This window comes from Rhodococcus sp. 14-2496-1d (assembly GCF_002259365.1).
Classification (GTDB): domain Bacteria; phylum Actinomycetota; class Actinomycetes; order Mycobacteriales; family Mycobacteriaceae; genus Rhodococcoides.
The window spans coordinates 175378-201127 of the sequence record NZ_NPFV01000003.1; the positions used below are offsets into that span (position 1 = coordinate 175378).

A 25750-nucleotide genomic window follows, 5' to 3' on the forward strand; every position below is an offset into this window, starting at 1 on the left:
CGCTCACTCATCGGGCCGGCAGGTCGAGCCCGAATGTGGCACCCGCACCGGGCCTGCTGTCGAGCGTCGCGGCACCGTGGTGCCCATCGGCGATTGCACGCACGATGGACAGACCGAGACCCGCGCCGCCATTGTCCGAGCGACTCGATCCGGTACTGCCCCGGGCGAACCGCTCGAAGATGGTTCTCGCGTCCTCGCTGGACACACCGGGTCCGGAGTCACTCACCCACAACAGAACTCGATCTTCGGCACGCTCCGATCCCACCACGATCCGGTCACCGGTCCTGGTGTGCGACACCGCGTTCTGCGCCAGCTGAAGCACTGCCTGGGTGACTCGTTGCGGATCGACCCGTACCGAGCCCGTACCGACGTGCCCCAGTATCCAGTCGCGGTCGGCGAGCGCGCGGACCTTCGCGTCGATGTCGCGCGTGAGGGTTTCGAGATCCACCGGCTGCTTGTGGACGAAATCCGGGCGCTCGGCTTTGGCGAGGAGCAACAGGTCCTCCACGATCCGGTTCATTCGGTCCAACTCGTCGGTGACGAGCCGGACCGTCTCTTCGCGCTCACGGGGATCGTCGCCCATCAGTTCGAGATGCCCGAGGACGATCGTGATCGGCGTTCGTAACTCATGGCTCGCGTCGTCGACGAATTGTCGCTGCGCGGCGAACGCGGCCTCCAGTCGATCGAGCATGTCGTTGAACGTGTCGGCGAGCTCGGCAACATCGTCGCGACCGCCCACCTCGATCCGCCTGGACAGGTCGTCGGTGGTGATTTGGGCCGCGGTCCGGCGAACCAGGCGCACGGGCGCAAGGATCTGTCCGGCCACCACCCAGGCGATGCCGCCCGTGAACAGCAATGCCATCAGTGACACTCCGACCACTACGCGAACGGTGTCGGACACGTCGCCGCGCTCGCGGTCGACGAGAATTCCGATCGCGAAAGTTCCGGCCTGGCCCCCGCCGGACGGTTCGGCGACCTGTTTCGCCCAGGCGACTTCGCCTTCCGAAGTCTGCGTGGATCCAACACTGTCGGGTGAGTTCACGATGGCCGACACGACAGCCGCATCGGCGACCAGATCTCCTGGACCGCTGCGTTCCTGACGCAACAGTCGATCGGTGTAGCCGAACAGGATCTCGTCATCGTCCGGGTATTGGCGCTGCAGGTGCAACTGGAGCAGATCGGCGACGTTGCCGAACGGCAACCCGTCGTCCGGGTCGCGACCGGTGGCAGCGAACTCGCTGAACTCGCCGATCTCCTGCTCGAGAGCTACTGCGGTGTCTCGCTCGACCTCCGCGAGGAGGATCGTTCGCACGGCAACCCCGACGGCCAGCATGGCCAGCGCCATGACGAACAACAGCCAGCCGAGAATGCGCACCCGCGCCGGAACCCGCGTCCCTACCCGGGCGCTACGGAGCGCAGGCTCGGGCACCGGCCCCTTCGGCGCGAGCGCCTCGGTGCGAGCCTTCGTGTCGTCGATCAATTCTTCGGTCGAGTTCACCCGTCGTCGTCTTCCGCGTCGTCGCTGTCCGCATCGTCCTGGTCGCCGAAGTCGTCGTCGTCATCCCGGTCCGGGTCCGGTAGGACTTCGACAGGCGGCGGGGCGGGGACGACGATGGACTGCGGCGCTGCCGGAGGGTCTGCTGCTGCCGCCGGAGTCGTCGCGCCCGCTGCGCCCGTGGCGATGGGAGGAGCTGCGGTCATCGATGGGCCCGGGTCGGCCGATGGCGCCGTATCGCCCAGTGGGGCCGGGGCGGTCGATGGGGCCGCCGACGGTGCCGCGTCGGACGGCTGGGGCGACGCGCTCGATGGCGCAACTCCGACGGTGACCCGCGGCTCGAAGCTCGGTGCCTGCGGGGTATCGGCAAGTACGGTGCTCGCCAGCGCTACGCCCACCGGAACGATCACCACGGCTGCCAGGACTGCGATCTTGGGTGCGAACTTCACGTCACCACGGTCTCTGCGGTGTGTGAGACGGCGATGAAGGCGACATGAGTAATGTCTCATGTCCGTGCCGAAGTGGGTGCCTACCCCCCAGCTGCGTGAGTGAGCGCACCGGCGCAGATCGTGGCTCTGATCTCCGTCTCGGCGAGATCGTGCACCGAGCGGTGCACGGGATGCTCGACGAGCACGGCGATGTCCGCCGCATCCCCCACTCGGAGTGGCCCACGGCCACCGCACGCCGCGCGCAGAGCAACCTCGAGGGGTACTGCTTCGTCGACGTGCCATGGAGGTCGCTCGTCGTCGGTACGGAACACCGCAGCCGCGACTCCCGCCAACGGCTCCGGCGGACTGACCGGGGCGTCGGAACCGAAGAGCAGCCTCGCACCGCTGCGGTGCAACGTTCCGTAGCCGTAGGCCACCGAACGCCGTCCTGCCCACAGATCCTCGGCGATGTCGCGATCGGACATCGCGTGCTGCGGCTGCACCGATGCAGCGACACCCAAGGCGGCGAACCGCGTGATGTCCTCCGGCAGGATCTGCTGCGCATGTTCGATTCGACCGCCGCAGCCGGCGCGCTCGAACGCATCGAGCGCGACGGTGTTGGCGCGATCACCGATCGCGTGGACGGCCGACTCGATGCCGCCGCGTGACGCCCGCGCGACGAGATCGAAGAGACTGCCCGGGGTCTCGAGCAACAGCCCGTACGCGTCGTCCCCGTCGATCCCCGGGTATCGATCGTGGCAACACGCGGTTCGGGTGTTGAGCGAACCGTCGAGCATCACCTTGAGCGGGCCGCGTCTGATCAGGTCCGAGTGGGCCGAGACGTCTCCGGTCCGCTCGCCGCGATCGAGTGCCTCGTCGAGCCATTGGGGCCACACCGTCGTGTCGATGCGGACGGCAGGCGAGCCGGCCGTCAACCGTCGATCCCAGACCGTCTTGTTGTCCGCGAACTCGAAATCCACGACGCCGGTGACACCGCGGACCGCCAGTGCTGCGGTCGCGTCGAGCACGGCCCGATCGAGTTCGGCCGGGTCGTCCTGCTCCTCGAGCGCCATGACCGCTTCGAGGCCGTCGACATCGCGGAGCACACCGGTGGGGTGATCGATACCCAGATCGTCGAGCAGCGCCGGGCTGAGCCACAACGTGTGCAGGTCCATGCTCGTCATCGCCACGCGGGCACCGGGCAGCGCATTCTCGAGCAGGTCCTTGTGCGGCTCCTCCGGCCAGTGCGCGTCACGAAAGCCGTTGGCGCGCACCACCGATTCGCCTGCTGTCCGAGCATAGGGATACACCAGTGCGACGGCATCGGCCGCCGACGCCGCGGGCCCGACGTCGATTCGTCGCCGCGCCGCCGCCCACTGTGTCAGGTGCACGTGCGAGTCCACGAACCCGGGCAGCGCCACCCCGCCACCACCGTCGAGTACCTCGTCGCTCGATGCGCGTCGGGTGCCCGCAGGGGTGATCGACGCGATGACCGAGCCCGCGAGTTCGATGTCGACGAGCAGCCCGGAACCATCCAGTGCGACGTTGGCGATAATCACTCCTGGGACTCTAGAGCGTCCTCCGCACGGGCGCGCATGCCATCCTCTAGCGATGAAGCCAGAGCCTGTTGCGATGCGGACAGAGTCGACCGAGCCCGTCGGATATCACGCGAGCGTGACGGTGCGCTGGTCCGATATGGACGCCTTCGCACACATCAACCATGCCCGGATGGTCACCCTGCTCGAAGAAGCGCGCATCGAATGGCTGCTCAGCGAGGGCGAGGCCAACGAGTCTCTGATCAAGAGTGCGTTGATCGCCGATGTCACCATCGCGTACAAGAAGCCGCTTCGGCACTCGGACGGTCCGCTGGACGTCACGCTGTGGTTCGAGAAGGTGCGCGCAGTCGATTTCACCATCGGGTACGAGGTCCGTGCCGCGGGCGCAGCACCCGATTCACCGCCCGCCGTGGTGGCGACGACCCGGATGGCGATGGTCGACGTCGGTGCCGAGACCTTGCGCCGCATCGCGCCGGAGGAAAAGGCCTACCTGGCCCGCTGGACGCGCTGAAACTCGGTCGCCCGATCCAGGAACCACGCCAACGCGGCCGGATCGTCGACGGCACTCGCATCGAGAGTGCCTGCAGCAGTGGCACCTTGGAAGAGGCGTTTCAGTGGTACCTCGAGCTTCTTCCCGGTCCGGGTGTGCGGTACCGCGGGTGCGGCGATGATGTCGTCGGGAACGTGTCGCGGCGATGCCTGTGTTCTGATGACGGATGCGATGCGCTCCCGCAGTTCGTCGGTCACACCGTCCGGGACCACCACGAACAGGGGCATCCAGTATCCACCGTCGGGTAGCTCGATGCCGAGGACGAGCGCCTCGGTCACCTCGTCCAGAGATTCGACGGCCTGGTAGATGTCGGCGCTGCCCATGCGAATTCCGTTGCGGTTGAGCGTCGAATCCGATCTTCCGTGCACGACGACGCTGCCGCGGTCGGTCATCGTGATCCAGTCACCGTGCCGCCAGATTCCCGGATAGGTGTCGAAATAGGCGTCCCGGTATCGAGATCCGTCGGCGTCGTTCCAGAAGTACAGCGGCATCGACGGCATCGGTTCGGTGACGACCAGTTCGCCGACGGTACCGCGGACGGGTTCGCCGTCCTCGTCGTAGGCGTCGAGCGCGACCCCGAGAAAGGGCACCGACAGCTCCCCTGCCCAGACCGGGGCGGTCCGCACTCCCCCGGCGAACGCCGACACCACGTCGGTCCCGCCGGAGATGGAGAAGACCGGCAGGTGCGCTCCGATGTTCTCCGACAACCAGATCGACGACGATGCAGGCATCGCGGACCCAGTGATGCCGACGGCCCGCAGCGCCGACAGATCGTGGTCGGTGCCGGGATGCGTGTCGGCCTTGATGCACGAGAGCACGTACCCGGGGCTGGTACCGAGGTACGTCACACCCAGCCTAGCGGCGATGTCCCACAGCGCATCCGGCGTGGGAAACGCCGGACTTCCGTCGGCGCACACGATTGTGGATCCGACCAGCAGGCCGGCGATCTGGAAGTTCCACATCATCCAGCTGGGGCTGGTGTACCAGAAGAACACGTCTTCGGGGCCCAGATCGGACTGTAGGGCAACGGATTTGAGATGCTCGAGCACCACACCGCCGTGACCGTGCACGATTCCCTTCGGCAGACCCGTGGTGCCCGAGGAGAACACGACCCACAGCGGGTGGTCGAAAGGCACCGACGCCGGGGCCAGTTCACGACTGTGCTCCGTTGCGGCAGACCAGCTCACTGCGTTTCCCGACGCCTCGCCGACCGTCACCACGACCTGCAGTGTCGGCAGCCCCGACGTGAGCGCGTCGACGTCGGCGGCCTTGTCTCGGAACTTCCCTCCGTACACGTACCCGTCGGCAGTGATCAGTGCCGTGGGTTCGAGCTGGCCCAGACGGTCGAGAGCCGCCGAGGCCGAGTAGTCCTGCCCGCACGCGGACCAGACCGCCCCCAGGCTCGCGGTCGCCAGGAAGGCGATCACCGCCTCGGGGACGTTGGGCAGGTATCCGACGACGCGGTCGCCGCGTCGGACTCCCGCGTCGGCCAGCATGCCTGCCAGCGCCCCGGCCTGATCGATCATCTCTTCCCACGTCACGGTCCGCGTCGAACCGTCTTCGCGGGCGTGGACGATCGCGGCGCGGCCCGATCGAGCGTGCCGAACGACCTGGTCCACGTAGTTCAGTTCGGTACCCGGAAACCAGTGTGCTCCCGGCATACCGCGCTCTGCGAGCACCGTCGTCGGCACGCTGGAGGAGCGAACCTCGAAGAAATCCCACACCGCTCGCCAGAACAGTTCCAACTCGTTCGTCGACCATCGCCACAGAGACGAGTAGTCCGGTAGCAGCACATCGTGGCGTTTCTCGACGAATCGCGCGAACTCGGTCACCCGAGCCTCGGCGACGTCGGAATCCGTCGGTGTCCACAGCGCACTGGTCATGGCAGCGAGTATGGCAGCCCGAGGGCGATAGTCAGATCAATCCGAGCGACCGTTCGCGCATTTCCACCTTGCGCACCTTGCCGGTGACCGTCATCGGGAACTCGTCGACCACGTGCACGTATCGCGGGATCTTGTAGTGCGCCAGCCGTCCGTCGCAGAAGGCGCGCACCGCAGTCGAATCGAGAGGCGCTGCACCGTCTTTCATCTTGATCCACACCATGAGCTCCTCGCCGTACTTCGGGTCGGGCACACCGATCACCTGGGCGTCGAGGATGTCGGGGTGGGTGTAGAGGAACTCCTCCACTTCGCGGGGATAGATGTTCTCGCCGCCGCGGATCACCATGTCCTTGATCCGCCCGGTGATCGCCACGTAGCCGTCTTCGTCCATCACCCCGATGTCGCCGGTGTGCATCCACCCCTCGCCGTCGATCGCCTCCGCGGTCTTGTCTGGCTGCTGCCAGTAACCGAGCATCACCGAATAGCCGCGAGTGCACAGCTCGCCGGCCTCGCCTCGGGGCAGCGTCTCGCCGAGGACGGGGTCGACGATCTTGACCTCGAGGTGCGGACCGACGCGTCCGACGGTCGACACCCTCTGCTCGATGGAGTCCTCGCTTCGAGTCTGCAGCGACACCGGAGACGTCTCGGTCATGCCGTAACAGATCGACACCTCGGCCATCCCCATTCGGTCGATGACCTGCTTCATCACTTCGGTGGGACACGGCGATCCGGCCATGATGCCGGTACGCAGACTGCCGAGGTCGAATTCGTCGAAGTTCTCCAGTGCCAGTTCGGCGATGAACATCGTCGGGACTCCGTAGAGCGACGTGCACTTCTCGGCGGCGACGGCCGTCAACGTCGCCACCGGATCGAACGAGGGACCGGGAATCACCATCGCTGCACCGTGCGAGGTGCACGCGAGATTGCCCATCACCATGCCGAAGCAGTGGTAGAACGGCACCGGAATGCAGACGCGGTCCTCTGCGGTGTAGTGGCAGAGCTCGCCGACGAAGAAGCCGTTGTTGAGGATGTTGCGATGGCTGAGAGTCGCACCCTTGGGGAATCCCGTTGTCCCCGAGGTGTACTGGATGTTGATCGCATCGTCGGGACCAAGTCGCTCGGACACATCGGTGATCATCCGCGGAGTCTTCGCCAACGCTCGATGCCCGCGATCGGTCATCGCCTCCCACTGGATGCTCCCGATGAACAGCACCTCACGCAGGGATTCCACCTCGGGGCGCACGTCGTCGATCATCGCCACGTAGTTCGATCCCTTGAACTCCGTGGCCGACAACAACACCGACACCCCGGCCTGCTTCAGCACGAACTGCAACTCGTGTGAGCGATAGGCGGGATTGATGTTGACCAACACGGCACCGATCTTGGCCGTCGCGTATTGCGCGAGAACCCATTCCGGGCAGTTCGGAGCCCAGATTCCGACACGGTCCCCCACCTCGACTCCGGCCACGAGCAAGCCGGCCGCCAACAGGTCGACGTCGGCGACGAACTCCGAGTAGGTCCACCGCCGCCCGGACGCGACATCGATCAACGCGTCACGATCCGAGTACAGCGCCGCGGTGCGATCCAGATCGGCACCGATCGTGTCGTCCAGAACTGCGGTATCCGACGCGCCGGAAGAATAACTGTCCATGGACCCCACGGTAGTGAGCCCGGTCACGTACAGCCACCCCCGAATAGGGGGACGTCACTCGAGTGTGAGGGCCTCGGCCGCTTCGAGCACATCGGCTCGCGAGGTGTCCTTCAACGCCACACCCGACCGCCCGAGTCTCCTGGCACCGGCCAACAGGCCGGCCACGATTCGTGCCGACTGTGCGTACCCCTGTCCCTCCGGCGGATGGATGTTGGAGATGCAGTTGCGATCGGCGTCGGTGCACCCGGGTTTCGGCAGATGCGTCAAATAGATGCCGAGACTGTCGGCAACCGACAACCCCGGACGCTCCCCGATCAGAACCAGCACCGTCCGAACACCCATCGCCGCGGCGATGTGATCACCGAGCGCCACCCGCGCCTCGGTCGCGATCACAGGAGCCGCGATCGAATAACGATCGGAGAGCTCTGCTTTCAACGCGTCCAGCATCGCCACACCGTGATCGGCGAGCGCACGCGGGGACAAGCCGTCGCCCAACACGATGCCGATCTCGTCCTCGGAATGCGGCACCGCCGACAGATCCTTCGGCTGCCGACCCAGATCGGGCCGTCGCAGATACTCCGCACGACTGGTCGCCAGCGACGTCACCACCGACGGTGCACCGAGACCGACCTGCTCGACCCGGCCCACGAACTCCTCGACCTCGAGCGGCATGTGCACCGCATCGCGCGCGGCGGCATGTGCGGAGCGAAACTCGAGCACCCGCGTGGTCGGCAACGAATCACCGATGCGCCCCAGTCCGATCCGGGCCTGCGTCATCGCCCGCATCTCGCCCCAGAACTCTGTTTCCGATCGTTCCGCGGGCTCCACTCCTGCACTCCCTGGTCGTTCCGCGGGCTCCACTCCTGCACTCCCTGGTCGTTCCGCGGGCTCCACTCCTGCCACCTCCGATTCACCGGTCATCGCGCACTCATCAAGGCCCGTAGCGGTGAACCCGCGGCATCGACGTCGAGGACCCGGCCGTCGGCGTCCACCATGCCCAGACGGGAGAGCCACGACTCGAATTCCGGTGCCGGCCGCAGACCCAGAACCTGTCGGACGTAGAGCACGTCGTGGAAGCTCAGCGACTGGTATCCGAGCATGACGTCGTCGGCACCGGGAACCGCGATGACGAACGCGACTCCGGCCGCGCCGAGGAGCGTCAGCAGGGTGTCCATGTCGTCCTGGTCGGCCTCGGCGTGGTTGGTGTAGCAGACGTCCACTCCCATCGGCAGTCCAAGCAGCTTGCCGCAGAAGTGATCTTCCAGGCCCGCCCTGATGATCTGCTTGCCGTCGTACAGGTACTCGGGCCCGATGAATCCGACGACGGTGTTGATCAGTAACGGCTCGAGATCGCGGGCCACGGCGTACGCGCGCGTTTCGAGGGTCTGCTGATCGACGGGGCGGTCGCCGGTACCGATGTGCGCACCCGCCGACAATGCCGAACCCTGACCGGTTTCGAGATACATGACGTTGTTCCCGACGGTTCCGCGGTGCAGCGATCGGCCGGCCTCGTTGGCCTCCCGCAGCAGCGGAACGTTCACTCCGAAGCTCGAATTGGCTCCTTCGGTGCCCGCGATGGATTGGAAGACCAGATCGACCGGAACGCCCTTGTCGATCAGTTCCATCGTCGTTGTCACGTGCGAGAGAACGCACGACTGCGTCGGAATCTCGAAGCGTTGCCGAATCTCGTCGAGCAGATGCAGCAGGTCGGCCGTCGCCTGCGGTGAGTCGGTGGCCGGGTTGATCCCGATCACCGCGTCGCCCGATCCGAGCAACAGTCCGTCGAGCGTGGCCGCGGCGATTCCGCGGGGGTCGTCCGTCGGGTGATTGGGCTGGAGTCGCGTGGTCAGTGTTCCGGGCAGCCCTATCGTCGTACGGAACGCCGACGTCACCTGCGCGGCCCGCGACACCGCGATCAGATCCTGGTTCCGCATGATCTTGCTGACCGCCGCCACCATCTCCGGGGTCAGTCCGGCAGCAACCGAGCGCAACGTCGCCGCCGCGTTCGGCCCTGCGGTGACCTGCAGCAGCCAGTCCCGCAGCCCTCCGACGGTCAGGTGCGAGACCGCCCCGAACGCGATTCGGTCGTGTGAATCGATGATGAGCCGGGTGACCTCGTCGCTCTCGTACGGAACGAGCAGATCGTGCAGGAAGACATCGAGCGAGACCTCCGACAATGCCCACTGCGCTGCAGCTCGTTCGGCATCGGACTCGGCTGCGCAACCGGCCAATTCGTCTCCCGACCGCAGCGGGGTCGCCTTGGCCATCAGGTCCACCAGACCGTCGAAGGTGTAGGTGGTACCTGAGACCTGTTGGGTGTAGATCGTCATTCCAGTTCGGCCTCGGCCTCGGCCAGTGCGGCGAATTCCTCGTCCGGCGAATTCGCAACCAGATGATGCCTGCTGTAGATGCCGAAGTAGGCCATGAACGCGACGAACACGGCCAGGCACCACAGCGCCGCGGTGGAGTCGACGACGAAGGTGGCGACAACGGCGAGGGCTGCGATGACCAACGCGAATCCGGTGGTCACGACGCCGCCGGGGGTTCGGTACGGGCGTTCCATGTTCGGCTCGTTACGACGCAGCACGATGTGGCTGACCATCATCAGAACGTAACTCAGAGCCGCGCCGAACACGGCCATGTTGAGCAACATTCCGCCCTGACCGGTCAACGAGAGCAAGAAGCCGATGACGCCCGGCACGATCAACGCCAGTGTGGGGGCCTTGCGAGAGTTGGTGATGGACAGCGTCTTCGGCAGGTACCCGGCGCGCGAGAGCGCGAACAGCTGGCGTGAGTACGCGTACATGATCGAGAAGAACGACGCGACGAGTCCGGCCAGGCCGATGTAGTTGACGATCTTGCTCGCGGTTCCGTCACCGAGAGCTTCCACCAACGGGTTCCCCGATTCCTTGACGGCGTCGGCACCGCCGGCCCCGGTCACCAGGAACAGCACGACGGCACCGGTGACGAGCAGCACGCCCATGGCGGCGATGATGCCGCGCGGGACGTTCTTCGTCGGATCCTTGGCCTCTTCCGCGGCCAGCGGAACACCTTCGATGGCGAGGAAGAACCAGATGGCGAACGGAACGGCAGCCCAGATTCCGAGGTAGCCGAACGGCAGGAATCCGGAGGCTCCTGCGGCGTCGGTGGGGGCGATGTCGGTCAGGTTGCTCGCGTCGAACTGTCCGATGGCGGCGATGGCGAAGACCACGAGTCCGACCAGTGCGATTCCGGTGATGACGAACATGATCTTGAGGGCTTCGCCTGCGCCGGACAGATGGATCCCGATGAACACGGCGTAGACCACCAGGTAGACCCACCAGCCGTCGGTGATACCGAACAGTCCGAGTGATTCGACGTAGGCACCGATGAACGTGGCGATTGCCGCCGGGGCGATCGCGTACTCGATGAGAATGGCTGTGCCGGTGGCGAATCCGCCCCACGGCCCGAGCGCTCGGCGGGCGAAGGTGTAGCCACCGCCCGCTGCAGGCAGCGCCGAGGACATCTCTGCCATGCCGAGGACCATGGCCAGGTACATGCCCGCGATGATGATCGCCGCAATCAGGAGGCCACCGAAACCGCCCTCCGCGAGACCGAGGTTCCACCCCGAGTAATCGCCGGAGATGACGTAGCTGACTCCGAGGCCTGCCAGCAGGACCCAGCCCGCTGTCCCCTTCTTCAGGGTACGTTTGGCCAGGTAGTCACCGCCCTCGACGTGCGACCGAGTGCCCTCGTGAGAGCCGGATTTCGATTGAGACGACTGGGGGTCTACCACGGACATTGCAAGCCTCTCGTAGCAAGTTCGCTCGGAGCGGGGTCACGCCCGAGGGGACGATTCACAACACGTGTGGCGCGCGAATCGGTTCAAGATAGGCCCGTGATGTAAGCGCCGCGTCATCGGTGAGTGACGGGCGAATTACGTCAGGTTCCGACGGCGTTGACGTCGCCGATGTCTCCCTCGTCCGGTTCGGCGACTGTCAGTACCGCGTCCACCACAGCCCTGTTGGTTTCCAACTCACGCTCCAGCCGCCGGAGCGTGTGCGCGATGCGTGATTCTGCGAAATCACCGACGAGATCGACACTCGCCACCACGTAGATCTGTTTGGGACCGACGAACTCGATGCGCACGAATCTGACCGACGCCACCTCGGGAAGTTGCTCGATCCGCTGCACCACCGCGTTCCATAATGCTCTCGATCCTGGTTCGCCGGTCAGGAATCGGCGGTTTCGATCGATCAACACGAAGGCGACGATTCCGAGCAGTACACCCACCAGAATGGATCCGATGGCATCGAAGGCCGCGGACCCCGTCAGTTGATGCAACCCGATTCCCGCACCGGCGATCACGATGCCGATCAATGCGGCGCTGTCCTCCGCGAACACCGCGCGCAGCGTCGGATCCGAGGTCTCGAGTGCGTAGTCGAGGAAGTCCTTGTCGTATTCGGCCGCTTCACCGCGAATCTGCCGAACCGATTGCAGGAACGACACTCCCTCGAGCAGAAATGCGACGGCGAGCACCACATACGCGACGAGGTAGTTCTCGCTGCTCGATTCGCCGGCGAGCAACGAGGTGATGCCGTGCCACACCGATACCGCAGCACCGGCGACGAAGAGACCGATGGCTGCGAGCGTCGACCAGAAGTAGGTCTCGCGCCCGTAGCCGAGCGGCCGCCGATCGTCGGGCCCGCGCGAACCTCGACGATTGGCGACGAGCAGGAAGATCTCGTTACCGGTATCCGCCCACGAGTGCGCGGCTTCGGCAACCATCGACGCCGACCCGGTGAACACTGCGGCGAACGTCTTGGCGATCGCGACGCCGAGATTGGCGACGAATGCGATCACCACGGTACGCAGGCTTTCGCCGCCCTCGGCCGCGTCGGATTTCGATGAACTCTTCATCGCTCGCACTGTATGCGCTGCGCGCAGTGGTGCGGTTGTGTGCCACCTGCGGCATCCAACCGCACCACTGCCGCAGGCACTCAGCCCTGAAGCATCCCAGGGACGGGACACGCATCGACGGCCTCGGCGACCACCAAGGGGTCTGCGGGAACCTCCGGCCGTCGACCTTCTTCCCAGTCGACTCCCACCAGTGGTGGATGCTGCGCGAGAATGTCGTTCTCCTCGGCGGTGTATGCACGTCCGCGGCTGAGGAACCGCACTCCCTCGGGCGATTCGAGCGAGAATCCACCGCCGCGGCCGGGAACCACGTCGAGCACGAGCTGGGTGTGCTTCCACGCCTGGAACTGGGATCCCGAGATCCACACCGGCACACCGTCGCTCCCGGTCGGCAGGTCCTGTGGGACCTCACCGACCCCCAGTCGAAGGTCGATGTACCCCAGGAGAACGTCCCGGTCGCCGACGATGAATTCGCCTGCGGGATAACACATCGGCGACGACCCGTCACAGCATCCCCCGGACTGATGCATCATCAGTTCCCCGTGGATACCGCCGAGGCGACGGAGCAGGTCCATCGCCTCGACGGTGGTCTTCAGCCGCGCGGGCTGCGCAGCGCTGTTCATCAGAAGAAGCCCTGGGCCTTCTGGGCGTAGCTGACGAGCAGGTTCTTGGTCTGCTGGTAGTGATCGAGCATCATCTTGTGGTTCTCGCGGCCGATACCCGACTGCTTGTAGCCACCGAACGCGGCGTGCGCGGGGTACTGGTGGTAAGTGTTGGTCCACACGCGGCCGGCCTTGATGTCGCGTCCGGCTCGGTAGGCGACGCCGCCGTCGCGAGACCAGACGCCTGCGCCGAGTCCGTAGAGGGTGTCGTTGGCGATGTCGATGGCATCGTCGTAGTCCTTGAAGGACGTGACCGACACGACCGGGCCGAAGATCTCCTCCTGGAAGATGCGCATGTTGTTCTTGCCGGTGAAGATCGTCGGCTGGACGTAGTAGCCACCGTTCAGATCTCCGCCGAGCTGCGCACGCTCACCGCCGGTGACGACCTGTGCGCCCTCGCCCTTGCCGATCTCGATGTACGAGAGAATCTTCTCGAGCTGATCGTTGGACGCCTGTGCGCCGATCATGGTCTCGGTGTCGAGCGGATCTCCCTGTCGCACAGCCTTGGTGCGGATGGCGGCCAAGGCGAGGAACTCGTCGAAGATGTCCGCCTGGATCAGCGAGCGCGACGGGCAGGTGCACACTTCACCCTGATTGAGGGCGAACATCGTGAAGCCCTCGAGCGCCTTGTCCTGGTAATCGTCGTTGGCCTGCAGCACGTCGGAGAAGAAGACGTTGGGGCTCTTGCCGCCGAGTTCGAGCGTCACCGGAATCAGGTTCTGCGACGCGTACTGCATGATGAGACGGCCGGTGGTGGTCTCCCCGGTGAAGGCGATCTTGGCGATGCGCGGGCTGGACGCCAGCGGCTTGCCTGCCTCGACTCCGAATCCGTTGACGATGTTGACGACGCCCGGAGGCAGGAGATCGCCGATGATCGAGATCAGGTGCAGGATCGATGCGGGAGTCTGCTCGGCGGGCTTGAGCACCACGGCATTTCCGGCCGCGAGAGCGGGCGCGAGCTTCCATACGGCCATGAGGATCGGGAAGTTCCACGGGATGATCTGCCCGACGACTCCGAGCGGCTCGTGGAAGTGATATGCCACTGTGTCGCTGTCGATCTCGGAGAGTGATCCCTCCTGCGCGCGGATGCAGCCGGCGAAGTAGCGGAAGTGATCGACGGCGAGCGGAATGTCGGCGTTGAGAGTCTCGCGAATCGGCTTGCCGTTGTCCCAGGACTCCGCCAGTGCGATGGACTCGAGGTTCTCGGCGATTCGGTCGGCGATCTTGTTGAGAATCACGGCGCGCTCGGCGGCGGAGGTCTTGCCCCATGCGGGCGCTGCGGCGTGTGCGGCATCGAGCGCGAGCTCGATGTCCTCGGACGTGGAGCGGGCGACCTCGCAGAAGTTCTCTCCGGTGACGGGAGTCGGGTTCTCGAAGTACTGACCCTTGACCGGCGGTACCCACTCGCCGCCGATCCAGTTGTCGTAACGCGCCTGGAACGACATGACGGAATCGGCGGAACCTGGACGGGAGTAGACGGACATTGAAAATCCTCCTGATCGACACGTGCTTCACAGTTGATGCGGTGTGTGATTCAGGACACTAGGGCTTGCAACGTTGCAACTACGTTGCCGATGCGACTGCATATGTGTTGCCGCTGCTGCCGGAGGTACCGACAGTGGCGACAGCGTCAGATTCCGAGTTCGCGGTCGAGGAGATCGATACGCGCACTGACCTGCCCGTACAGCGCGGAGTCTCGGCTCAGGGTGGCCCGGTAGGCCTCCCACGCGATCACGTCCGATCGACCGTGAATCGACGACGTCCACTGCGCCAGTAACACCGGATCTCCGAGTCGGAGCAACGCGGCCTGCATTCGGGACCGCAGTTCCTCGCGGATCTCCTCGATGCCGGGCGCGGACGATCCGGGCAGCACCGGTCCCGAGTAGATACGAAGAGCAGCCTCGACGTCGCCGCGGTCGAGGGCACGCCGGATGTCGCCGACGTCCGAGGACAGCTCGCCGACCAGACGGTAGGGCCGCGACGCCAGGCCGGCGGTACCGAATGCCTTGCGCAATCTCGACATCTCGGCGCGAATCGTCACCGAGTCCAGCTCCTGCTCGTCGAGCAGCACGGCGAGGTGGTCGGAGCTGAGCCCTTCGGGATGCTCACCGAGTAGAAGCAGTATCTCCGCGTGTCGCTGGGAGAGCGGTATCCGGCCGGAACCACGCACCACTCCCGGCCGTCCGGATCCGAGAACCTCGAGCCGAGGAGCAGTGTCGCCCAACGATTTCGGCGAGTTCATCAGATGCAGGCGCAATTCGGACTCGGCGGCGGCGACGGTGGCACGCACCAGCGAGAGCACCTCGGGCACCGCGACGCGCGGGCCACCGGTGATGTCGATCGCCCCCAGGATGTGGCCACTGGTGGGGTGGTGAACCGGTGCTGCCGAGCAGCTCCACTCGTGCACCGACCGAGAGAAATGCTCGGACGCGAAGATCTGCACACTGTGGTCGACTGCGAGCGCGGTACCGGGGGCATTGGTGCCCTTGTTCTCCTCGCTCCAATCGACCCCCTCGGCGAAGTCCATCGTGAGCGCTCGGTCCTTGGCTGCGGAGTCACCCTCGACCCACAGCAGCCGGCCTTCGGCATCGGAGATGGCGACGAGTAAGCCGGTGTCCGCCGCGTCCTCGACCAGCAGCTTTCGGATGACCGGACGAATGATCGCCATCGGATGCCCGTTGCGGTAGCGCTCGAGATCCGGCCCAGTCAATGCGGGGGTGTCGTTTCCGCCGTCGGGATCGACCCCCTTGGTGCGACTGCGCATCCACGAGTCGAGTACGACGGACCTCACCGTCGAACCGTGAGTACGGAGGTCGTCCACGAAAGATTGGTGGGCACTGGACATCTGGCGCGCGAGCACAGCGACGTCCTCGCCGGGACGCACTGCGACCCAGGGGTTGCCGCCACTGTCCGATCGGCTTGCCATTCGACGCTTCCTCCGTGACCTGTCCACATCGTTGTTACCCAGCTCACAGACCAGGATACAGCCGTGGCCGGCGCGCGCGGCTGTGGCCGGTCGCGCCGACCCCGGTTGCCTACTTCTTCTTGGCGCTCGACGTGATGATGTCGTTGCTGGTGTCACCACTCGACTTGGCCCGCTTGTCCGCGCGCTTGTCCTTGAGAGATTTGCCGGATTTCTTGGTCATCGTGTTGCGGGGCGATTTGTCCGACATGGCAGTAACCCATCTATCGGGGAACCCGAACGGTCCCCAGACCATGAACGCTACGCCTCGACACCCCTACTGTGGTCTGCAATCAAGGCCGCTGCGCGCTCGGCGAACATGATCGCCGTCGCATGCGGGCCGCGGCTGGGCACCACCGGAAACGCCGAGGTGTCGACGACGAGGACACCGTCGACACCGCGCACCCGGCAGTGGTCGTCGAGCACCGCCTCCGGGTCCGATTCCGGGCCCATCTTGGCGCTGCCGGACAGATGCAGGGAGGTACCGAGTGCCGCGAGGGGGTCGTCGATCGCGGGCACATCGACGGTCTCCGCCATGATCGGCGACGCCAGTAGATCGCGCGCGAGTTCGACGCCCTCGCGCATAGCGCGCCGGTCGACCTCCGATTCGAGATAGCGGTATCGCACGTCCGGGGACTCGAACGGATCCAAGCTTCGCAGCGTGATGCTCCCTCGTGCCGTCGAGCGCATGAGGCCGACACCGAACACGTGCGGCCCACGCGAAAGACCGGAGATCAATCGATCGAATCTCCTGGTGTACGGCCTGATCTCGACGTCGCCCGAGTGCAACACCGCTTCCAGAGCACGAGATACCGTCGAGAATTCTTCGGTCGTCGCTACCGGAACGGCAACCTCGGGGTGGTCGCTGAAGCCACGGCCGACGCCCGGACTGTCGGAGATCACCGGAATCCCGAGCGCAACACTGCTTTCGGCCGGACCGATGCCGGATCGAAGCAGCAACGCGGGGGTGTGCACAGCACCAGCAGACAGAATCACCCTGTCGGACTTCACGATACTGCGTACACCGTCGACGATGATCTCGACCCCGGCCACCCTGTTTTTCTCGAACATCAACGACGACACCGTCGTATTCCCTTGTACCCGTAAGTTCTTTCGATCGATGACCGGCAGAAGGTATGCCAGAGCGGCACTTACACGGGTACCGTTTCGGATGTTCGACGGAACTGCGCCCACTCCTCCCACGGCCGCGTCGGGTGCGTTCATGTCCTCGTGCAATCGAAAACCTGCGTTCGCGGCCGCCTGCACGAACGATGCGGTCAGCGGATGTCGGTCCTGCTCCGACGTGCGCGAGACCGGCATCGGCCCGCGGGAACCGTGCCACCGATCGACCGCGTCGGCATCGAGATCGGTTTCGGAGCCGATGTAGAACGGCAGCACCTGATCGAACGACCACAACGACTGCGGCCAGGCATCGAAGTCACCCGGCGTGGCGCGGACGAAGTAGCCGCCGTTCACTGCGCCGGAGCCTCCCAGCACCCGGCCTCGCGCGATCGTCCGGGACACACCGGCCGCGAGTTCGGCCGTATAGGTTCCCACCCATTCGCTACCGGGGCCGATGGGAAGTATCGACGCGTCGAGCACGGCCGCCGGAACGTCGGCGACGCTGTGGAACGCAGGCCCGGCCTCGAGCAACAGCACCGACCGATCGGGGTTCTCACTGAGCCTCGATGCGAGAACGCAGCCGCAGGAACCACCTCCGACGACGATGACGTCGGCGAACTCGATCGGATTCACACCGTCGACGGAGCAGACCGGGGTGGCACCACGTCAGCCGTCGAGGCGGGGCTTGAGGGCGTCGACGCTGCGGGCGGACAGTGCACCGTGCCACAGCCCCGCTCCGTAGGCGACGTCATCGGCTCGTTTGTAGAAGGCATAACGCACCGGATCGAGACCGCCGGGCTCCCGGTGCTTGTACCAATCCGAGAACGCCTCTGCCACAGCCAATCCCAGTGCGATTCTACGAATACGACTCGACAACAAGACGGCGAGCAGGGTGATCGGCCAATAGTGCCGACACAGGGCCGACGCCAGTTGCCACAACCCCGCCACGAAACCCTCGGCCGCGAGGATGGCCGCGATCCGAGTGGGCTGGTCCAGACCGACGAACATCCTGCGCAGACGAACGATCGTCACGCCGAGTGTGGCGGCAGCGCCGACAAGACCGATCCGCGTCAGACTCGCCGCGAGCAGACATGCAACCAACGTCCACGGGGACATCGCGATGGGCGGCACCATTCCCGGATGACGTGCCGACAACGGTGTGGCACCGGTGCCGTAGAACAGCTTGCGGGCGAACCATTCGGCGAAGGTGACGCGATGCTCGTGCGCGACGTGGGCGACGGGTTCGTAGCGCAGCCTCCACCCCGCTTCCTGCAATCGCCAGCACAGGTCCACGTCTTCGGCCACGTGCATCGACTCGTCGAATCCGTCGCAGTCCATCGCCACCGACCGACGCATCAACATCGCGGCGCTGGGAACGTACGACACCGAACTGCCTGCCCGTACCGCCGCTTCCTTGCGACCCAGGTCGAGCGACGAGCGGGCATGTTCGTACCTGGCCAGCGCACTGCCCTCGGGCTCGAGTGCGACGATGCGGGGGGCCACCAGGGCGACCGCCGGATCCGAGAAGTGGCCGAGCATCACCTCCAGCCACCCCTTACGTGGCACGACGTCGGAGTCCAAGAAGGCTACGAAATCCGTTGTTGCACATCGCAAGCCAGTGTTTCGTGCGGCAGCAGGTCCACGTGAGCGCTCGTGCCGCAGCACCGTCATGCTGCCCACGCTCCAGGAGATCCGCGGTACGGCGACCGGCACGTCCGAACCGTCGTCGACGATGATGACATGCAGCCCGTGGAGCGACGCGATCAAGCGCTCCAACCCCGCCTCGTTGTTCTTGAGCGGCACGACGACGGTGACGTCGCTCGGCGAGGGAATCGACATCGGCCGCGGATTCCCGACTCCGGAGTCGAGCAATTTGCGGGCCACGAGCGCGGACTGCGAGTCGGTCACTTCGATGAACCCGTCGCCGATCATGGCCGCAGCGGTCGGTGCCAGCTTGAGCATGCGGGTCGGTGAACCACCGATCAGGACGCGCCCTTCGGAGAAAGTACGTACGCGTGGATCGACTCGCACCCCGAAGCCGTCAGGCAACCGACCTTCACCCATCAGGAGATCGTAAGCGGACAAGCCGCCGGAGCGTCGGCCACCCGAGAAATCGGACGGAACATACCTGTTCCCCGTTTTCCGCAGCTTCTGCTCGGGGTCGCGACCAGGCGTTTCACCGGGTTCGGTCATGAGATCACGCCCTGCTCGGAGGGACTCCATCGCCCGACTGCATCGGCCGCTCGGGTGCACATCTGCTCGAAGGCGCGACGCCCTTCCTCCGCATCGGCCCCGGTCGGATCGCCGAGCACGCCGTTGGCGGTGACCGGAGCCAATCCACCGTCGCGAAGTGCCGGGAGCAGGGCGGCGATATCGGTCACATTTCCCACCTGCGCCTTCGTCATGTCCACCGCCTCGGGCGAAAGATGCAGCAGCAACGACGTTTCGGTCCGGCCTGCGTGAGCATCTGCTCCGGGTATCGCGCACGGAAACCACACGACATTGCGGCCCTCGTACCGGAGCTGCAGCACTGCGGTCCGCACCGTCGGTGCGTTTCCGCCGTGGCCGTTGACGAACACCACCCGCTCGGCCCACCGGCAGGCGGAGCGTCCGTACTCCACCAGAAGCGTTTCGAGCGCGGCCGCACCGATCGAGACGGTGCCGGGAAATCCTTCGTGCTCACCACTGGCTCCGTACGCGATCGGCGGGGCAACGGTTGCATGCGGAACGGTTCGCGCCACGGCGTCGGCGATACGAGTGTCGGTGTCGAGGGGAAGGTGCGGTCCGTGCTGCTCGATCGAACCGACCGGCACGACGAGGGTTCTCGACCGGTCGACGTCCGGCCAGTACTGAGCACCGAGTGAGTCCCTGGACATGGATGCAGATGATATCGGATGGAACGAAGCCGTCACGCCGCCGAAACACACGGTCGTTAATCTTCCATTCGTGCCACCCCGCCGTCGGTCCATATTGCTCTCGCAATTGTCGATATCGGCACCCGGTGGCCCGCAGCCGTCGATCCTGCGCGAATTGCGTCGGGTAATTCTCGCGGGCGACGCTCCACCGAATACCCCTATTCCGCTCAACGAAGTGGCCGAACTGTTCGGGGTGAGCAGAATACCGGTGCGCGAGTCCCTCAAGACGCTGATCGGCGAGGGCTTGGTCGATCATCGGCCGAATCTCGGCTACACGGTCGCCCAATTGACCGCGGCCGAACTACGCGAAATGTACATCGTCCGAGAGGTTCTGGAGACTGCAGCGCTGCCGATCGCCGTCGAATTCGCCACCGATGCCGACCGTGAACACCTCATCGAGATCAATCGGCAGCTCGAAGCGTCACTGGCTCGCGACGACTCGCGGGAGTATCACCGACTCTCACGTGAATTCCATCTGTCCCTGACGCGGCCTTCTCGGATGCACCGGTTGCTGCACATGCTCGAATCCGCCTGGAACATCACCGAACCCGTGCAGCCGATGGTGCATGTCGCCGGTTCCGACAGGGCATCACTGCACAGCGACCACGCCGATATGCTCACGGCATTCCTGGACGGTGATTCCGCGGGACTGCTCGGCGCAGCACAACATCACCACACGCGTCTCAATTCGGTCATTTCGACACTGTCGAACGACCATGGATTGTTTGCCGATCCGCCGTCGGAATAGCCGAGGGACGAATCCGAAAGATATATCGCTCGCGTCACGAGTGCGCAACACTGCGCCGCTAGCTTTTCCTCATTCGCTCGTTCACCTCCTTCGTTCACCTCAATGCCATGCCGTCAGGAGCATCGATGACAGATACAGCGCACGGTCCCGCTCAAACGGGAGATCTCGTGGAAGCCGCGGGCCACCCCGTCGGCGGTGGCCTGATCAAGGACAGCTACGACCCGCGGCTGACCAACGAGGATCTCGCTCCGCTGAAGAAGCAGACGTGGACCTCGTACAATCTCTTCGCCTTCTGGATGTCCGACGTGCACTCGGTCGGTGGCTACGTGACCGCGGGCAGCCTGTTCGCGCTCGGCTTGGCCAGTTGGCAGGTGCTGATCGCGCTGCTCGTCGGCATCACGATCGTGTACTTCTTCTGCAACCTCGTCGCCAAGCCGAGCCAGGTGTCCGGAGTTCCGTATCCGGTCATCTGCCGCAGTGTCTTCGGTGTTCTCGGTGCCAACATTCCGGCGATCATTCGTGGCTTGATCGCCGTGGCCTGGTACGGAATTCAGACATTCCTGGCCTCGGCCGCTCTCGACATCGTGTTGATCAAGCTGTTCCCGTCTCTCGCTCCGTATGCCGTCACCGCCGACTACGGTTTCGCCGGACTCTCGCTGCTCGGCTGGGCGAGCTTCCTGTTTCTCTGGGTCGTCCAAGCGGCGGTGTTCTGGCGGGGCATGGAGTCCATTCGCAAGTTCATCGACTTCTGCGGCCCCGCTGTCTACGTCGTGATGTTCATGCTGTGCGGCTACCTCATCTGGAAAGCCGGCTGGGGCGCAATCGATCTGAACCTCGGAGAAGTCGAGCACACGGGTCTGAGCTCCATTCCGGTCATGCTCGGTGCGATCGCTCTCGTGGTGTCCTACTTCTCGGGCCCCATGCTCAACTTCGGCGACTTCTCGCGTTACGGAAAGTCCTACGCCGCCGTGAAGAAGGGCAACTTCCTCGGTCTACCGGTGAACTTCCTGGTCTTCTCGATACTCGTCGTCGTCACTGCGTCGTTGACGCTTCCGGTGTTCGGTGAACTGATCACCGACCCGGTCGAGACCGTGGCACGGATCGATAGCACGTTCGCCATCGTCCTGGGCGCGCTGACCTTCACGATCGCCACCATCGGTATCAACATCGTCGCCAACTTCATCTCCCCTGCATTCGATTTCTCGAACGTCAGCCCCCAGCGCATCAGCTGGCGCGCGGGCGGAATGATCGCCGCCATCGGCTCGGTGCTGATCACGCCGTGGAACCTCTACAACAACCCCGACGTCATCCACTTGACGCTCGAGACCCTCGGTGCATTCATCGGACCACTGTTCGGCATCCTCATCGCCGACTACTACCTCGTCCGCAAGCAGAAGGTCGTCGTCGACGAGCTGTTCTCGATGTCGTCCACCGGGCTGTACTGGTACTCCAAGGGTTACAACCCGGCGGCGGTGTACTCCACCGTCGTCGGCGCGCTGGTCGCGATGTTCACCGTCCTCTTCAACGGGGCCATCGACGGCATGGAGATCGCCGGCATGTCGACGGCGTCGAAGTACAGCTGGTTCATCGGCTGCGGTATCGGATTCGTCATGTACTTCTACCTGGCGACACGAACCAAGCTGGCTGTCACCAACTTCGACGCCCCAGCGACGGCTTAGGATTTCTTCCGTGCTCATCAAGGTCATCAATCCGAACACCACCAGTTCGATGACCGCAACGATCGGTGACTGTGCCCGGGCCGTGGTCGGCCCGGGCACGGTCGTCGATGCGGTCAGCCCCTCGATGGGGCCCGTGTCCATCGAAAGTCATGTCGACGAAGCACTCAGTGTCCCAGGCATTCTCGCCGAGATCGCCCGGGGCGAGGCCGCTGGGGTCGACGGTTACGTCATCGCCTGCTTCGGAGATCCCGGCATCGACGCGGCCCGCGAGCTGGCGGCCGGGCCGGTCGTCGGTATCGCCGAGGCAGCCATGCACGCCGCGAGTTTCCTGGGTCGAGGTTTCAGCGTCGTCACCACACTCGGACGCACCATCGGACGTGCCCAGGATCTGGCGAACCACTATGGCTTCGGACGCCACTGCCTCGGCATTCATGCGTGCGAACTGCCGGTCCTCGATCTCGAGACCGATCCCGACGCCCGCAAGATCGTCACCGAGGCGTGCCGCGTCGCCGTCGAGACGGACGGTAGCGATGCTGTGGTTCTCGGCTGCGCGGGTATGGCCGATCTGTGCCGACACATTTCGGCCGAAATCGGAGTACCGGTGGTCGACGGCGTGGCCGCGGGAACGTTGTTCGTGCAGTCCCTGGTCTCGCTGGGACTGAGCACCGGAAAGCGCGGCGAGTTCGCTACGCCACCGGCCAAGCTCTACACAGGAATGCTCGAGGGATTCAGTAGGCAGTAGCGCCCGAAATCCACCGGAGTGCAATTTCTCGATCCGATCGCAAGATCGATGCACTCGAACAACTACTTGACCGCGTCCACTTCTACCTCGACGAGCCAGCCCGGAACCGGAAGCGAGGCGACCTCCAACGCGAATCGGGAAGGTCGCGCGGAGTTGCGTTCCAGCGGTGCCGCAGGCTCCGCGCTACCGAGCGGAACGAGTTCTGTCTCATCCGTATCGAGATTCGTATTTGCGAAGAACTGCCGATAAGCACGGTTCCAGCCCGCATAATCGGCGATGTCGGTGCCGGGCGCGTTGTCGAGAAACACGCGCATCGTCACGACGTCCTCGAGTGTGTAGCCCTCTTGTTCGAGGTTGTCGCGGATCTTCTTCAGTACGTTGATGCCTTGTGCTTCGGTGACTGTGACACCTGGAGGCAACGTGCCACCCGGGAACTCTTCGGTGTCGATGTAGGACTCGGGGGTACCGGTCGCAGCAGCGTCGTTCATGGCTGTACCTCCGATACCGCTGGTCTTGTATACAGTTGCATCGCCGGATATCTCGACGCCTTGCGCGATCATCGGGTTGTCCTCGCCGGGTTCGATCACCGACCGTGCGCCCGCGGTGGTTTCGGTTGTGTCGCCCGAGGCCTCGGAATCCGAGGAGCATGCTGCGGTGAACAGAATGGTTCCCGCTGCTGCAGCGGCGATGAGTGAGCGAGTGACGTGTGACAACGTGGTGCCTTTCGACAGGTATGGGATTTCGATCAGGACGTGGTGACGCGCTCGTGCAGCGCGGTGACGACCTGGCGAGCCGATGTGAAGGCACCGTGCTGCCAGGCAATTGCATTGGAGAGGTGATCGCCTGCGAAATAGATTCGCTCGACAGGTGCGAGCAGTTTCTCGTATTCCGGCGTGGCGGCACCGCCGTGCGAACCATCCGACCCCTCCCAATTGGCCCACGCACTCTCCGAATACTTGGTACGACGCCAACTGCCGGAGAAGGAACTCACGATATCGCGGGTGTATTTGTCGCCGTGAATCATGGATCCTTCGGCGATTGCTTTCGCCAACCTTTGCTTGTGAGTGAGGGATTCGAAGGCCTGATGCCTCTTGCCGCTGTTGTAGTACCCGACGACGACACCGCGATCGGAGTTGTAGTGGTCGTACGGGAACATGATTTGCGAAATGTCGAGGTCGGTGTTGCTGGCACCCCCGTAGATGCGCTCGTCGGTCTCCCACCATCGGCGTGAGTACTCGATCCCGAGCTTGCCCGACGAGAACGGCTTGGCCGCTCTGTTCGCCGCCAACACGTCTGCGGGTAGATTCGTATCGAGGCGTCCGATCAGGTTGGGTGGAATCGTGCAGATCAGGTAGTCGGCGTCGATCGATTCCGCTGTTCCGTCTTTCGTGTATTCGACGGCGACGCGCTCGCCGGCGTTCTTCATCGACGTGACCTCGGCTCCGTAGACGATGTTGTCGACGCCGATCGACTCCTCGAAGGCGTAGTAGATTCGGTCCATGCCACCGACAGGTGAGAACATCAACATCGCTTGGTCGTAACCGAACTCGAAGCTGAAGTTGCGGCCTATCCCGCTGCGGATGACGTCGGACATGCTGTGCGGCTTCGTTTCGGCACCGAAGTCGACACCTGCGCCCGGTTCGGACGAATAGCCGCGCCGCGTCGATCCGAGATACCGCCCGTCATCGGACAGGTCACCGAAATCGCTGAGGAACTCGGACAGGGCGTCCTTGTCGTCGCGGCTGAGCACGTCGTCCAGAGCACCCCGGTTTGCGGCTTTCTGAAGCAGTTCCGACATGTATCCGTACGTGTCTGCTTTCGCCGCTCGGTAGCTCACCGACTGCTGATTGAGCGCCGTGTCGCTCTTGTAGTTGACTACGGTGTTGGCATTTTGATTGCCGAATGTCTGGAGCTCGACACCGAGCTCCTTGCAGTAGTCCATCGTGATGTGGCTCTGCGGTATTCGGGTCGCGCCGACGTTGTAGAAGTGGCCGTCGGAGAACGTGCACGTTTGAGTTTCCCCGTTCAGATCCGTCTCCTCGGCACCACCGCGGACAGACCACACACGGCCGCCCGGCCGGTTCCTCGCTTCGAGAATCGTCACCGAGTATCCCGCTTTGCGGAGCTCGTAACTCGCACACAGTCCTGCAGGACCACCGCCGAGCACGACCACCGAAGGACTTCCCTCGACCCTCCCGATCAGGTCGGACCTCGCCGGCGGTCTGAACCGTGTGGGCACCGCCTGAGCGGATGGAGCGAGGCCGATCGTCGACATCGCTCCATAGGCGAGCCCGGCCCCTCCCGTGACTCCGAGACCTCGCATGAACGATCTCCGTGTTACTGGCAATTCATGCTCCCATTCGTGCTGCCCGGTGCCTCGGTGATCCGGGATCGAAAAGTTTCGAGTGCAATCCTGAACGGCAGGTAATTCGGGAAGATCAACCTCGGGAAACCATCGAGAAAG

The 25750-nt window shown here is 64.5% G+C and carries 22 protein-coding genes; 4 read left to right on the plus strand and 18 right to left on the minus strand.

The genetic code is table 11. From position 1 onward, the window contains the following. Window positions 1-7 precede the first annotated feature (7 nt). The 3 genes from CH296_RS01505 to CH296_RS01515 all read right to left on the minus strand — a co-directional run bounded on the left by CH296_RS01505 (window position 8) and on the right by CH296_RS01515 (window position 3482). Window positions 8-1498: an ATP-binding protein gene (locus CH296_RS01505; protein ID WP_094683853.1), complete on the minus strand. Its 1491-nt coding sequence runs from the start codon at window positions 1496-1498 to the stop codon at window positions 8-10. Further along, window positions 1495-1944 carry a hypothetical protein gene (locus CH296_RS01510; RefSeq protein WP_094645394.1) on the minus strand — a complete coding sequence of 150 codons (450 nt, stop codon included), beginning with the start codon at window positions 1942-1944 and terminating at the stop codon, window positions 1495-1497. Before CH296_RS01510 ends, CH296_RS01505 begins: the two co-directional genes overlap by 4 nt. A gap of 80 nt (window positions 1945-2024) precedes the next feature. Continuing rightward, window positions 2025-3482, minus strand: a complete 1458-nt coding sequence (locus CH296_RS01515) for an amidohydrolase (RefSeq protein WP_094645395.1) — start codon at window positions 3480-3482, stop codon at window positions 2025-2027. Between the two features lie 73 nt (window positions 3483-3555). Between CH296_RS01515 and CH296_RS01520 the strand changes: the two genes are divergently transcribed. Further along, window positions 3556-3990 (plus strand): thioesterase family protein, encoded by a 435-nt coding sequence (locus CH296_RS01520; protein ID WP_094632367.1) that lies wholly within the window; start codon window positions 3556-3558, stop codon window positions 3988-3990. Here CH296_RS01520 and CH296_RS01525 read toward each other — a convergent pair. From CH296_RS01525 to mftE, 13 genes are all read right to left on the minus strand, one after another. Further along, a complete protein-coding gene (locus CH296_RS01525) occupies window positions 3966-5912 on the minus strand; it encodes an acetoacetate--CoA ligase (RefSeq protein ID WP_094683854.1) in 1947 nt (648 codons plus the stop codon). The genes CH296_RS01520 and CH296_RS01525 overlap by 25 nt on opposite strands. A gap of 31 nt (window positions 5913-5943) precedes the next feature. Continuing rightward, window positions 5944-7560, minus strand: coding sequence for an AMP-binding protein (locus tag CH296_RS01530; protein WP_179273178.1), 1617 nt, complete (start codon window positions 7558-7560; stop codon window positions 5944-5946). Window positions 7561-7614: 54 nt separating this feature from the next. Then, entirely contained in the window at window positions 7615-8481 is an 867-nt protein-coding gene (gene eutC / locus CH296_RS01535; protein WP_373557265.1) for an ethanolamine ammonia-lyase subunit EutC, read from the minus strand. Then, window positions 8478-9890, minus strand: coding sequence for an ethanolamine ammonia-lyase subunit EutB (locus CH296_RS01545; protein ID WP_032397556.1), 1413 nt, complete (start codon window positions 9888-9890; stop codon window positions 8478-8480). Before CH296_RS01545 ends, eutC begins: the two co-directional genes overlap by 4 nt. Beyond that, entirely contained in the window at window positions 9887-11341 is a 1455-nt protein-coding gene (eat, locus tag CH296_RS01550; protein ID WP_032397557.1) for an ethanolamine permease, read from the minus strand. The genes CH296_RS01545 and eat overlap by 4 nt, the downstream gene beginning before the upstream one ends. Window positions 11342-11481: 140 nt before the next feature. Then, window positions 11482-12459, minus strand: coding sequence for a cation diffusion facilitator family transporter (locus tag CH296_RS01555; RefSeq protein ID WP_032397558.1), 978 nt, complete (start codon window positions 12457-12459; stop codon window positions 11482-11484). A gap of 80 nt (window positions 12460-12539) precedes the next feature. After that, entirely contained in the window at window positions 12540-13079 is a 540-nt protein-coding gene (locus CH296_RS01560) for a DUF779 domain-containing protein (RefSeq protein WP_045195996.1), read from the minus strand. Then, window positions 13079-14602 (minus strand): aldehyde dehydrogenase family protein, encoded by a 1524-nt coding sequence (locus CH296_RS01565; RefSeq protein ID WP_094683855.1) that lies wholly within the window; start codon window positions 14600-14602, stop codon window positions 13079-13081. Before CH296_RS01565 ends, CH296_RS01560 begins: the two co-directional genes overlap by 1 nt. Window positions 14603-14748: 146 nt before the next feature. Next, complete coding sequence (locus tag CH296_RS01570) at window positions 14749-16044, minus strand: transcriptional regulator (protein WP_032397560.1); 1296 nt, start codon at window positions 16042-16044, stop codon at window positions 14749-14751. A 109-nt stretch (window positions 16045-16153) separates the two neighbouring features. Further along, complete coding sequence (locus CH296_RS28750) at window positions 16154-16291, minus strand: hypothetical protein (protein WP_176459466.1); 138 nt, start codon at window positions 16289-16291, stop codon at window positions 16154-16156. A gap of 50 nt (window positions 16292-16341) precedes the next feature. Further along, complete coding sequence (mftG, locus tag CH296_RS01575; RefSeq protein ID WP_094683856.1) at window positions 16342-17835, minus strand: mycofactocin system GMC family oxidoreductase MftG; 1494 nt, start codon at window positions 17833-17835, stop codon at window positions 16342-16344. A gap of 33 nt (window positions 17836-17868) precedes the next feature. Continuing rightward, window positions 17869-19266: a mycofactocin biosynthesis glycosyltransferase MftF gene (gene mftF / locus CH296_RS01580; RefSeq protein ID WP_094632433.1), complete on the minus strand. Its 1398-nt coding sequence runs from the start codon at window positions 19264-19266 to the stop codon at window positions 17869-17871. A gap of 125 nt (window positions 19267-19391) precedes the next feature. Continuing rightward, on the minus strand, window positions 19392-20078 hold the full coding sequence (gene mftE / locus CH296_RS01585; protein ID WP_094645401.1) for a mycofactocin biosynthesis peptidyl-dipeptidase MftE: 687 nt from the start codon (window positions 20076-20078) through the stop codon (window positions 19392-19394). Window positions 20079-20148: 70 nt separating this feature from the next. On the opposite strand from mftE, the gene CH296_RS01590 reads away from it, so the two are divergent. From CH296_RS01590 to CH296_RS01600, 3 genes are all read left to right on the plus strand, one after another. Next, a complete protein-coding gene (locus tag CH296_RS01590) occupies window positions 20149-20865 on the plus strand; it encodes a GntR family transcriptional regulator (protein ID WP_032398253.1) in 717 nt (238 codons plus the stop codon). Window positions 20866-20990: 125 nt separating this feature from the next. After that, complete coding sequence (locus CH296_RS01595) at window positions 20991-22544, plus strand: NCS1 family nucleobase:cation symporter-1 (RefSeq protein ID WP_094645472.1); 1554 nt, start codon at window positions 20991-20993, stop codon at window positions 22542-22544. Window positions 22545-22554: 10 nt separating this feature from the next. Next, on the plus strand, window positions 22555-23286 hold the full coding sequence (locus CH296_RS01600) for an aspartate/glutamate racemase family protein (RefSeq protein WP_094683857.1): 732 nt from the start codon (window positions 22555-22557) through the stop codon (window positions 23284-23286). 62 nt (window positions 23287-23348) lie between these two features. Here the strand turns inward: CH296_RS01600 and CH296_RS01605 are convergent, their stop codons facing one another. Then, window positions 23349-23999, minus strand: coding sequence for a Rid family hydrolase (locus CH296_RS01605; protein ID WP_094645403.1), 651 nt, complete (start codon window positions 23997-23999; stop codon window positions 23349-23351). 32 nt (window positions 24000-24031) lie between these two features. After that, on the minus strand, window positions 24032-25609 hold the full coding sequence (locus tag CH296_RS01610) for an FAD-dependent oxidoreductase (RefSeq protein WP_094683858.1): 1578 nt from the start codon (window positions 25607-25609) through the stop codon (window positions 24032-24034). Window positions 25610-25750 lie beyond the last annotated feature (141 nt).

Coding starts and splice junctions, on each gene's coding strand:
- CH296_RS01520 (WP_094632367.1), top strand. CDS start 3,556: ATGCGGACAGAGTCGACCGAGCCCGTCGGATATCACGCGAGCGTGACG.
- CH296_RS01525 (WP_094683854.1), bottom strand. CDS start 5,912: ATGACCAGTGCGCTGTGGACACCGACGGATTCCGACGTCGCCGAGGCT.
- CH296_RS01530 (WP_179273178.1), bottom strand. CDS start 7,560: ATGGACAGTTATTCTTCCGGCGCGTCGGATACCGCAGTTCTGGACGAC.
- eutC (WP_373557265.1), bottom strand. CDS start 8,481: ATGACCGGTGAATCGGAGGTGGCAGGAGTGGAGCCCGCGGAACGACCA.
- CH296_RS01545 (WP_032397556.1), bottom strand. CDS start 9,890: ATGACGATCTACACCCAACAGGTCTCAGGTACCACCTACACCTTCGAC.
- eat (WP_032397557.1), bottom strand. CDS start 11,341: ATGTCCGTGGTAGACCCCCAGTCGTCTCAATCGAAATCCGGCTCTCAC.
- CH296_RS01555 (WP_032397558.1), bottom strand. CDS start 12,459: ATGAAGAGTTCATCGAAATCCGACGCGGCCGAGGGCGGCGAAAGCCTG.
- CH296_RS01560 (WP_045195996.1), bottom strand. CDS start 13,079: ATGAACAGCGCTGCGCAGCCCGCGCGGCTGAAGACCACCGTCGAGGCG.
- CH296_RS01565 (WP_094683855.1), bottom strand. CDS start 14,602: ATGTCCGTCTACTCCCGTCCAGGTTCCGCCGATTCCGTCATGTCGTTC.
- CH296_RS01570 (WP_032397560.1), bottom strand. CDS start 16,044: ATGGCAAGCCGATCGGACAGTGGCGGCAACCCCTGGGTCGCAGTGCGT.
- CH296_RS28750 (WP_176459466.1), bottom strand. CDS start 16,291: ATGTCGGACAAATCGCCCCGCAACACGATGACCAAGAAATCCGGCAAA.
- mftF (WP_094632433.1), bottom strand. CDS start 19,266: ATGGGTGAAGGTCGGTTGCCTGACGGCTTCGGGGTGCGAGTCGATCCA.
- mftE (WP_094645401.1), bottom strand. CDS start 20,078: ATGTCCAGGGACTCACTCGGTGCTCAGTACTGGCCGGACGTCGACCGG.
- CH296_RS01595 (WP_094645472.1), top strand. CDS start 20,991: ATGACAGATACAGCGCACGGTCCCGCTCAAACGGGAGATCTCGTGGAA.
- CH296_RS01610 (WP_094683858.1), bottom strand. CDS start 25,609: ATGCGAGGTCTCGGAGTCACGGGAGGGGCCGGGCTCGCCTATGGAGCG.